This window comes from Olivibacter sitiensis DSM 17696 (genome assembly GCF_000427965.1).
Classification (GTDB): Bacteria; Bacteroidota; Bacteroidia; order Sphingobacteriales; family Sphingobacteriaceae; genus Olivibacter; species Olivibacter sitiensis.
Map to the genome: position 1 here is coordinate 1 of NZ_ATZA01000075.1, position 10,320 is coordinate 10,320.

The window sequence follows — 10,320 nt, forward strand, 5'->3', positions numbered from 1 at the left end:
CCATAGAATCACATCGGCTGAATATTCCGAACAGCATCGTCATGAGTTGTGTCCATGAATCAAAGGTCTTGTAATAGCGGTCAGACCGGTGCTTGCTCACAAGCATCTCAAATTTGTTCCTTGGAATAAAACCTAATAATTGTTTGAAGATTGGCTGACCGACTAATTTCTTTTCTGTATTTTTATCACTCATATTTTTAGTTTGTCGTAAAACCAAAATATGAAAAAAGGAGCTTGCCAGATATGGCAGCTCCTTAAATTATTTTTTGTCGGTCAGTAGTGGAAAAATATATTTTTCTCCATCATCGCACTGGCAACGGTTGCAGCAATTACAGTTTCTTGCAATCAGTCTTCTAACAAAAATAGCGACCAGCAAGCCAATGACAGTACAACAATATCCGGAACTCAAAACTTGCCATCATCAACACAAAATGATACGGATAGTACAATGGCATCAATAGATACCACAGCAAAAAAAATTGAACAACAAGAAGTAAAAGAGGTAGCGCAAAACTTCTCTATTGCACCTATTGTTAAGGATTATTTGGCTTTAAAAAATGCACTTGTATCAGATAACGACAAAGCTGCTGCTAACGCAGGAAAGCAATTATATACTACCTTAAAAAATGTAGATATGAAAGCTATCCCGGCGAATAAACATAAACAATATATGGAGATAGCAGAAGATGCACAGGAAAACGCAGAGCATATTGGCGACAATGCCGGAAAGATAGCACACCAAAGAGAACATTTAGCATCGCTAAGCAAAGACGTTTCCGACCTTATTGCACTGTTCGGAACAACCCAAAAATTATATCAGGACTATTGCCCGATGTACAATGATGGCAAAGGTGCTGTTTGGATTAGCGAAGCTAAAGCAATAAAAAATCCATATTACGGCAGTCAGATGCTTACCTGCGGTTCTGTAAAAAAAGAATTTTAAAATGAAGAAAGTACTAAAGATAATATTGGCAATAGTGCTGTTTATTTTTATTGCAATTCAATTTTACCAGCCTGCCCTTAATGTAGATAAAGGGCAGGTTTACACAACCGATTTTACCCAATTCTATAAAATGCCTGTTCAGATAAAAGCGATGTTTCAAACCTCTTGCTACGATTGCCATAGCAACAATACCAAATACGTTTGGTACGATTACGTACAGCCCGCAAGAGCATTGGTAGAAAACCACATCAAAAACGCAAAAGAAGATTTGAATTTCAATGAATGGGGTACATACTCAAACAGGAAACAAGAAAGATTATTAAACTCAATCAAAGAACAAATAGAAACGAAGCAAATGCCCCTGTCCTCATATACATTGATGCATACTGATGCAAAACTGAATGACGAGCAAATCAAAACATTAACCGACTGGCTAAAAGAACAGGAATGAGTTTCATTAATAAAATATCAAAATGAATATACCCATAAATAGTAAAATGAGGTTGCTGCAAGCGGTATTTATACTGCTGTGTTCGCAATCCGTTTTTGCACAAAAAGTAGTGAGATATGAGCTGTATGTAAAAGATACGCTTGTAAACTACGCAGGAAAAGAAAAAAGGGCTATTGCGGTAAACGGTCAGATACCGATGCCAACCCTCACATTTACAGAGGGCGATACAGCGGAGATTGTAGTGCATAACCAGTTAAAAGAAAGTACATCGCTGCATTGGCACGGCGTGTTTTTACCCAACAAAGAAGATGGTGTGCCCTGGCTTACGCAAAAGCCTATTGAAGCAGGAGCAACATACACCTATCGTTTTCCGATTATCCAACACGGAACGCATTGGTATCATTCCCATTCAGGTTTGCAGGAGCAGATTGGAATGTATGGCAGTTTTGTGATGAAAAAGCGTGATGACGATAAAACCTTTAGAAAAGGAATTGATGATTTACCTACCGTACCCATCATTTTAAGCGAATGGACAAACCTAAATCCCGATAACATTAACCGTATGTTGCACAACGCCAATGATTGGGCAGCGATAAAAAAGAACGCTACACAGTCCTATGCGGAAGCCATCAGAGAGGGAAATTTCAAAACCAAATTGACCAACGAATGGAAACGTATGTTGGCAATGGACGTAAGCGATGTGTATTATGACAAAATATTAATCAACGGAAATCATACTACCGATTTAAAAACAGTTGATGGCAAAACACTAAAAGCAGGAGATAAAGTAAGATTAAGAGTATCAAACGGCGGAGCATCATCCTATTTTTGGTTACGATATGCAGGCGGTAAAATTACAGTAGTAGCCAATGATGGTAATGATGTAGAGCCAGTAGAGGTAGATAGATTAATCATTGCGGTTTCCGAAACTTATGATATTGTGGTAACAATTCCTGACGATGGAGTTGCCTACGAGTTTTTAGCCACAACCGAAGACAGAACACAATCGGCAAGCTATTTTGTAGGCAATGGTATCAAACAGTTAATATCGCCACTCCCAAGATTGAAATATTTTGAGGGGATGAAGATGATGAACGATATGATGAAGATGAATGGAGATTTGGACGATATGGGTATGAAAATGAGCCTGAACCAAATGGATATGAATGTGGTAATGTATCCCGAAATTACTGGAGAGGCTAAACCTAAAGAAGACCATAGCCAACACAATATGAATATGGATAATGAACCCAACCGTTACAATGCAAATGCTTTGGGAGAAATAAAAACGCTGAATTATGCAATGTTACAATCTCCTTACAATACGGAACTCCCTAAAGATGCTCCGGTCAAAGAATTGAAGTTTACCCTTACAGGAAATATGAACCGATATGTATGGAGTATGGATAATAAAATACTTTCTGAAACCGATAAAATACCTGTAAAAAAAGGAGAAATTTTACGCATCACCATTTACAATAATTCGATGATGCGCCACCCGATGCACCTGCACGGTTTTGATTTCAGGGTAATCAACGGTAAAGGCGAAAAATCACCACTTAAAAATGTTTTGGATATAATGCCAATGGAAACAGATACCATCGAATTTTTAGCAAATGAAGAGGGAGATTGGTTTTTCCATTGTCATATACTTTACCATATGATGTCGGGGATGAACAGGGTATTTGCTGTTGACGATTATCAAAATCCGTATTTGCCCAATAAAAAGCAAGCCTACAATAAATTACAGCGAGAAAGCAATATGCCGCACTTTATGGCACAGAATGATTTTGCAACCAATGGTAACGATGGCGAAGCAATGTTTCAAAATGCAAGATGGTCTTTGGGTACAGAATGGCGTTTAGGCTACAACGATATGCACGGCTATGAAGTAGAAACACATTTAGGAAGATACATCGGAAAAATGCAGTGGCTTATGCCCTTTATAGGTTTTGACTGGCGTTACCGTAAAATGGGAATGGACGAACACGAAACCAATTTATTCGGACAAAAGAATGAAAAAGACACACGAAGAGCCTTTAGCTTAGGGTTTATGTACACCTTGCCAATGCTCGTTAATTTTCAGGCAGAAGTTTATCACGATGGAATTGTACGATTGTCGTTGATGCGTGAGGATATTCCGATTTCAAAAAGATTGAGAGCGGGCTTTATGGTCAATACTGATATGGAATATATGGGAGAGCTTAAGTATATTATCAATAAAAACATTGGTATTCGTACTCACTACGATAGCGATATGGGTTTTGGTGTAGGGCTTGCGTTGACTTATTAGACCTTATAAACTAACCCCTCCGAAATTTCAGAGGGGTTTTATTTTCACTTGTTTAAAATTTGAAGCATCCTACCGATTTCAATATCCATTCTCGAAAAGGCAAACCATTTTTTGCCCAGGTCTTTCAGTGATGCTCCGATATGGTACAGTTCCGTACTGTCAATAATCAAAAATCGGTCGTGTGCATCGGAGAAAATCTCTACTTCGATAGACGGATATTGACTATTGTAGCGTTGCAGGTCTAACCGTAACTGATTGCTGATGCTTTTTGTGTAGATAGTAGCGGTTACATTGGTATTGCGTTTTCCCAATAAGGTCAGCACCGTATCGTCCACATAATTATCAAGCAGGGTAATGGAGCTTTTGGCACTTCGGATAATATCGGAAACAAAGGTATAGGCATCAAATACCTGCCCATTGTAGAAAATACCTTTTTCGGCGTGGAGCTTGTCGCTTTCAAGAGCCTTAAATATTTCCTCAAATTTTTGGTCGGCTTGTAATTGTTTCAGTTCTATATTGTCCAAACGATGGAACAGCGAAGCATTGCTGATGAGCATTTTTCGCATTTCTACAAAGGCTTCCATAATTTCAACACTGACTTTAACCGCTATATCTGAGCGGAGTATGGCAGAAGCCATTGCGACCCCTTGTTCAGTAAAAACATAGGGCAAATACCGTCTTCCACCGTAGCTTAAACTTGAGGTTCCAATTTGGAACCTCAAGTTTTCAACTTCCTCTTCGGTCAGTTGAAAGCAAAAAGAAACGGGAAACCTTTCAATATTTCTTTTTACGGCTTTGTTGAGGTTTTTTGTTTCCACTTGATATAAGGAAGCGAGGTCGCTATCCAGCATCACTTGCCTTCCACGTATGGAATAAATCAGATTTCTGATTTCCTTTGTGCTAATGGTAGGCTTATTTTCCATTACTTTTTGTAGCTTTTATTTTTGGCAAACTCAAAAGAGGTTTTGCAATCCTCATTCAACACGATATAAGCATCGAATTTCTTTCCGGCTTTGCTTTTCATTCCTTTGATAAGTGAAGTTTTCTTTTTATTGACAAGGTTTTCAATATCGGCTAAGCCGATTTGTACGCCACACACATTGCGGAACTGTACCCAATTACAAACTTCATCAGGACACTTCACTATTTTATCACGGATAATGAGTTGCTGGCTTTTGCATTTCGGGCAAACCAATTTAGGCAGGTTGTTTTGGGCAATGGAAGCTTGTAACAATTCATTGGTAATAGATGAGGCGTAAGTTTCCATTTCTTTTTGAAATGCCTCTGCATCTGTTTCGTTATTTTCGATTTTTTGCAAAGCCAATTCCCATTCGGCGGTCATTGCCACATCCGCAATTTTACGGTCTTTGACCAATTCGTACACCTGCAATCCTTTTTCGGTAGGGATTAAGGATTTCTTTTCCCGTTGGATATAATTGCGGGTAAACAAGGTTTCAATTATTGCGGCTCTTGTAGCCGGAGTGCCAATACCGATATTTTGCAAGGCTTTCCGTTCGTCTTCATTTTCGATTTCCTTTCCTGCACTTTCCATAGCCGACAAAAGCCCTGCTTCGGTATATAATACAGGCGGTTTCGTTTTCTTTTCCAAAACGGAGGCTTCTTTTATTTTAAGTTCATCGCCTTTTTTTATTTCGGGCAAATCCTGTACAGGTTCGGTATCATCATCGGAGAAACTGCCTTTGATGGAACGCCAGCCTGCTTCGATAACCTTACAACCCTTTACTGTAAAATCATAATGCAACGCTTGTAAACCTACATCGGTTATCTCTTTGATGCAGGCTTGTGAAAGGGCTTCGAGCAATCGAAAGGCAATCATATCATAAACGGAGTTTTCCTTTGCGTTCAGGGCTGATGGGATTTTATCAGTAATCAATAATCCGTGGTGGTCGGTAACACGCAAATCGTTTACAATACGTTTATTGAACCGTCCCCATTTCAATTTCCCTACGGCTTGCTTGCAGGTTTCGCTGTCCTGCAAAGCCCTTACGAGGTTGGGGATTTCTGCCCACACATCTTCAGGAATGTACTTGCTTCCGGTGCGTGGGTATGTGATAAACTTCTTTTCGTAAAGGCTTTGGGCAATATTGAGCGTTTCTTCCGCAGAAAGGTTCAGCTTTTTGTTGGCTTCTTTTTGCAAGCCAGTAAGGTCGAACAATAGAGGCGGTTGCTCTATAATGCTTTTGGTTTCCACCGATGTAACCGTTGCCGTTTTACTTCGCTGAACGGATTTCAGCGTATCATCGGCAAGTTTTTGGTCTTCCCATTTGGTTTTGGAAATGCTTTTAAAATCTATCAGTTCTTTGTTGTGCGATAACTGTATCTGCCAGTATTTCTTTACCGAGAAATTTTTATTTTCCAAATAGCGTTTGCATATCAAAACCAGTGTAGGCGTTTGCACTCTTCCGAGCGAATAAATGCCATTTCCTGCGGCTATGCTCAACGCCTGTGTAGCATTGATGCCCACGAGCCAATCGGCACGGCTTCTGCCTTGTGCCGCCTGATACAATCCATCAAATTCTTTTCCGTCTTTGAGATTATCAAACCCCTGCTTAATGGCTTTTTCGGTAAGCGAACTAATCCAAAGCCGCTCAAAAGGCTTGTTGCATTTTAGGTATTCATAAATGTACCTGAAAATGAGTTCGCCCTCACGTCCTGCATCGGTGGCTACAATGATGCTGTTACTACGGTTAAAAAGCTGTTCGATGACTTTCAGTTGCTTTAATGCACCCGTATCCGCTGTATAACCTTTGTCTTTTTTGACCTTTCGGACGGTCAGCAAAAACGGGTTTGGGAGTATTGGCAAAGCTGTTTTGTCAAACCCCGAAATGCCGTAATCTTCGGGCATTCCCAATCCGATTAAATGACCGAATGCCCACGTAACAAAATAGCCGTTACCTGTCAAGTAGCCGTCCTTTTTATCGGATGCTCCCACAAGTCCGGCTATTTCCCTTGCTACGCTTGGTTTTTCTGCAATTATTGTTTTCATATTTTACATTTTTCTGCCTTTGGATTTTGCAGGAGCTTGTGGCTTTTCCTGTTGCTCCTGCTGTTGTTTGTTTTTCGGTCTTTGTTGCCCCGACCTCAAAGGCTCATTGATATTTTTGGTCGCTTCGTTGGTCTTGCCCTCCGAATTGACGGCAGTTTGCGTTTTATGAGCTTCGGCAGGTTTTGCCTGTGCTTTAACTTGGCTTGGAAATTGGAAGTTCGTTTTTCCTGTTTCTGCATTGAAAGTGATATAACCCTGATACGGTTGCCCTTTTTTATCCCTCAATCCGTCAATATAGACGGTTTGCCCGGCTTTGAAATCCTTGTGCTGCTCATCGGTCAGTTCTTTGCCCCTAAATGTTTTTGGAGCTTCCTGCGGTTGGGTTTGCTGATTACTTTGTCCGTTGTTTTGAGTTTGCCCATTGCTTTGGGTCTGCCTGTTGGAGTTATTGCGGTCAAACAGGAACTCAACATAACGCTTGTCTGCATTGAACTGTACCGTTGCCGAAAACTCCGTTCCTTTGGTGGAAATCATACCCTCTAACTTTAGCGGTTTACCCTCCATTAAAGTTTGCTTTTGCTCATCGTTCAGTTTCACGCCTTTAATTTCATCGGGAATTTTTATGTATTCTATTTTCAGTGCAATCAGTTCATTGGTTAACCTATCCACACTAATAATTGACGGAATGGTTTCGCCTGTTTTGGGGTTTTTCAAATCAACCACACGTCCCATATTTCCTGCATCGAGTAAGTTTTTCTTGTCTTCATCAGTAAACTTGTGTCCAAAAAACTCAAAGTTTAAGTTCGGTTCTTTACGAATACCGTGAATGGCGACCACTACTTTACCTTCATCATTATGTTGCAAAGAAAGTCTGGCATCCATTCGGGTAACGGCAGTGCCGAGATTTAGGCTTACGGGTACAAGTTCATTGGTTTTAAAACCTTTCAATAAAGGTTCAAGTAGGTTCATTTTTTCAAGGCGTTCTTTGCCTAATCCAAGATTGTTCATTGTTTCCCAATCAATTTGTTCCGGCTTGTAACGGTATTCGTTATTTTCCGGTGCTTTTTGTGTTGTTTCCATATTATTTTGATTTTCTTGTTTATGTTCAGGCTCAACTTTTACTTCGTCTTTTTTCATTTGTTTTTCGCCTCGTGGCGTAGGATGATCTACCTGTTTTTGAAATTCTTTTGCTTTTTCTAAGGCTTTATCGGCTGGTACTTTGAAGAATGTAAATTTGGTGGGATCTTTTAGCTGTCTGTAAAAGTTTGAGAAGAAATTAGAAATCAAATCACCCTGTTTGTCCACCCGCATAAATTCGCTTTGGTTCTTTTTTGTGGGATCAACGGTTTCCATTTTTCCGTTTTTGTCGATGCTTTTTACAGCTTGGATTTTCATTTTTTCTTTATCCAGCACCAGCAATATGTCCGATAATTGTTCTGGCTCTTCTTGCTTATTTGTAGTTTCCTCGCTCATAATCTGAAAATTTTTAAGATTTCAATGCCGAAAATAAAAGAAGCATTTACGGCATCGCTTTAATTGGCATTCAAAGGCAGTATTTGTCTTTCAAAGGCATTTTATTTAGGTGTCGGAGGATTAAAACTTTCTCTTATAAATTGATGAACATCAGATAACTTATAATACAATTTTCCGCTTATCGTATAATAAGGTAGTTTCCCGTTGGAGCGGTAACGTTGCAATGAACGATTGCTGATTCTCAGCATTTGAAGTAAATCCTGATTGTCGAGTAATTCCTCACCATCAATATTATTTCGTTTCTTTTGAAAATCCTCGATATTGTTGCCAAGCATATCAAGCCTGTCCATTAGGCGTTCCATCCATGCCAAAAATTCCATTCTGTCAATATTCATAGGATTATACTTTTAAGGGTTCGTACCTATTTTTTATCTGTCTTTAGCTTTCTGCCTTTTTCGATATAGCTTTTGCCTTTTGCCATAAGCTCCTGCACAAATTCATCACTGCTCTGTACGGCATTGGCATTGAGCATATCCTTAATTGCTCCTATGGTGTAGAAATACTGACCGTAGATTTTTGAATAAGCAATCTCTCCTTTGGTGCGCATACGCCATAAGGTCTTTTCGCTGATGTGCAGGTATTGGCATACCTCGTGGTTATTGAGCCACAGGTCATCATAGCTTGTATCATCCAATCTTTTCAGGTAGTCGGCAATGGCATTAATACGGCTGTTTAGCTGTTGCCACGCTTCTTCTTCAATGGTTATTATTTTCATTGCACAGTTTTTAAAGTTCACTATGCAAAATTGGTAAGGGTGGCAGTGTTTGTCTGCCAATGCTTGCCAATTGGTTTGTCAGTTTTTTGAAAGTTTTTACAATTAGGGGAACCTCTTGTTTAGTAAGAGTTTTGGGGCATTGAGGATATTTTATAATAGAGTTTTGCCAACATTTGCCAATTGGCAGATATGGGTAAAGAAAAAAGCAGTACGTTTTAGGTACTGCTTTAAATTTATTGTGTTGATATGGCTAAAGGTCTTTATCCATATATTCTTCGAGGGATATTTTGAGCTGGTCTAAAAAAGCCGTCCGGGAACCTGCCCTTGTTTTCATTCGATGGAAAGAGTGATGTATGTCGTTTAATGGTGTTCGGAATAGCACCTGAAAAATCAAAGCTAATTTTCGGATGCCTATTTTTCCGAATGCGATAGAATTCGAAGCATAGAGAGCATATATCAGTTCGATAAGTGCATTTTGAGAATTTGTCCACGAAATATCCTTGTTTGCTTCTCCATTTAATAAAATTAAATCTGGATTTTCTTCGGGACTGATTTTAGTAAGCATATAAGTATAAAGTAATTCGTTCGCTATAATATGGGCTATTTTGTTATCATAATATGTAGAAAAACTAAGGTCAATTTCAAATACGCCACTCTTTAATCCATCGTGGTAATTGACTTGTCCGAGCCTGAAATAACTATGGTCACGGTCTATCCTACCAGTCCGATAGTACCTATAAAAATCCTCATTGCAAATACTTTCTTTGTATTCTGATTTCAGGGTTTTTAACAGGTTCTCATAATAGCTTTGATGTATTTTGCCATTGCTAACGGGGCAAGTAGTTTCGATGCGGAAGACTTTGTTATAGTAAATGAGCTTCCCTAAGATTTGTGGTTTAATGTTCTTGAAAAAGTCAATTTCTTGCTGCTCATTTGTAAATCCATCCTGTATGACTTGGGCTTTTATATTGAACAACATTTCCTTTAGGAACAAGGTCATTTGATAAGCCTCTTCCGCCGTTGGCATCATTTGAGAAGAAAATTTCTCTTCCTGATGATGAATTTGCGCTAATATTTTATTCAACACGATTTTCATAGCATAGTCGTTTAGAAGTTCTCACTATTTGTTTCGGAGTTGCATCTATTGTTGATATGCCAAAATTTGGGAATAATATTGAAACCAATATCACAGTTTTCCCCCAATGGGGAGATTTTATTGATATTGCAAGTAGAAAGGAAAGGACGAAATAAAGGGTAAAGCACTAATGTACTTTACCCTTTATTTATTATCACTACCAAACGGATAAACTTAAAAACAGGCAATAAACTCACTTAACTTACTGATTATCAGTAAATATTTTCATTAGATAAAAAAGCC

General features: G+C 39.0%; 10 protein-coding genes. 3 read left to right on the top strand and 7 right to left on the bottom strand.

What is annotated here, in order from left to right:
• A partial coding sequence (locus tag A37S_RS25740; RefSeq protein WP_028298797.1) for a DUF4372 domain-containing protein occupies positions 1-193 on the bottom strand: 193 nt, incomplete at its 3' end.
• 255 nt (positions 194-448) lie between these two features.
• Between A37S_RS25740 and A37S_RS0121755 the strand changes: the two genes are divergently transcribed.
• Genes A37S_RS0121755 through A37S_RS0121765 form a run of 3 tightly spaced genes read left to right on the top strand, consistent with a single transcriptional unit; the run spans position 449 to position 3,687 of the window.
• Positions 449-943 carry a DUF3347 domain-containing protein gene (locus A37S_RS0121755; protein WP_245586449.1) on the top strand — a complete coding sequence of 165 codons (495 nt, stop codon included), beginning with the start codon at positions 449-451 and terminating at the stop codon, positions 941-943.
• Position 944: 1 nt separating this feature from the next.
• Positions 945-1,394 carry a heme-binding domain-containing protein gene (locus A37S_RS0121760; protein ID WP_026706434.1) on the top strand — a complete coding sequence of 150 codons (450 nt, stop codon included), beginning with the start codon at positions 945-947 and terminating at the stop codon, positions 1,392-1,394.
• A 22-nt stretch (positions 1,395-1,416) separates the two neighbouring features.
• A complete protein-coding gene (locus tag A37S_RS0121765; RefSeq protein ID WP_026706433.1) occupies positions 1,417-3,687 on the top strand; it encodes a multicopper oxidase family protein in 2,271 nt (756 codons plus the stop codon).
• A 44-nt stretch (positions 3,688-3,731) separates the two neighbouring features.
• Here A37S_RS0121765 and A37S_RS0121770 read toward each other — a convergent pair whose 3' ends face one another.
• From A37S_RS0121770 to A37S_RS0121795, 6 genes are all read right to left on the bottom strand, one after another.
• Complete coding sequence (locus tag A37S_RS0121770) at positions 3,732-4,610, bottom strand: ORF6N domain-containing protein (RefSeq protein ID WP_026706432.1); 879 nt, start codon at positions 4,608-4,610, stop codon at positions 3,732-3,734.
• Positions 4,610-6,694 carry a type IA DNA topoisomerase gene (locus A37S_RS0121775; protein WP_028298779.1) on the bottom strand — a complete coding sequence of 695 codons (2,085 nt, stop codon included), beginning with the start codon at positions 6,692-6,694 and terminating at the stop codon, positions 4,610-4,612. The genes A37S_RS0121770 and A37S_RS0121775 overlap by 1 nt, the downstream gene beginning before the upstream one ends.
• A 3-nt stretch (positions 6,695-6,697) precedes the next feature.
• Positions 6,698-8,167 carry a DUF3945 domain-containing protein gene (locus tag A37S_RS0121780; RefSeq protein WP_028298780.1) on the bottom strand — a complete coding sequence of 490 codons (1,470 nt, stop codon included), beginning with the start codon at positions 8,165-8,167 and terminating at the stop codon, positions 6,698-6,700.
• Positions 8,168-8,268: 101 nt separating this feature from the next.
• A complete protein-coding gene (locus A37S_RS0121785; RefSeq protein ID WP_028298781.1) occupies positions 8,269-8,562 on the bottom strand; it encodes a helix-turn-helix domain-containing protein in 294 nt (97 codons plus the stop codon).
• 26 nt (positions 8,563-8,588) lie between these two features.
• A complete protein-coding gene (locus A37S_RS0121790) occupies positions 8,589-8,942 on the bottom strand; it encodes a helix-turn-helix domain-containing protein (RefSeq protein ID WP_019975893.1) in 354 nt (117 codons plus the stop codon).
• Between the two features lie 250 nt (positions 8,943-9,192).
• Entirely contained in the window at positions 9,193-10,038 is an 846-nt protein-coding gene (locus A37S_RS0121795; protein WP_028298782.1) for an RteC domain-containing protein, read from the bottom strand.
• Positions 10,039-10,320: the final 282 nt, after the last annotated feature.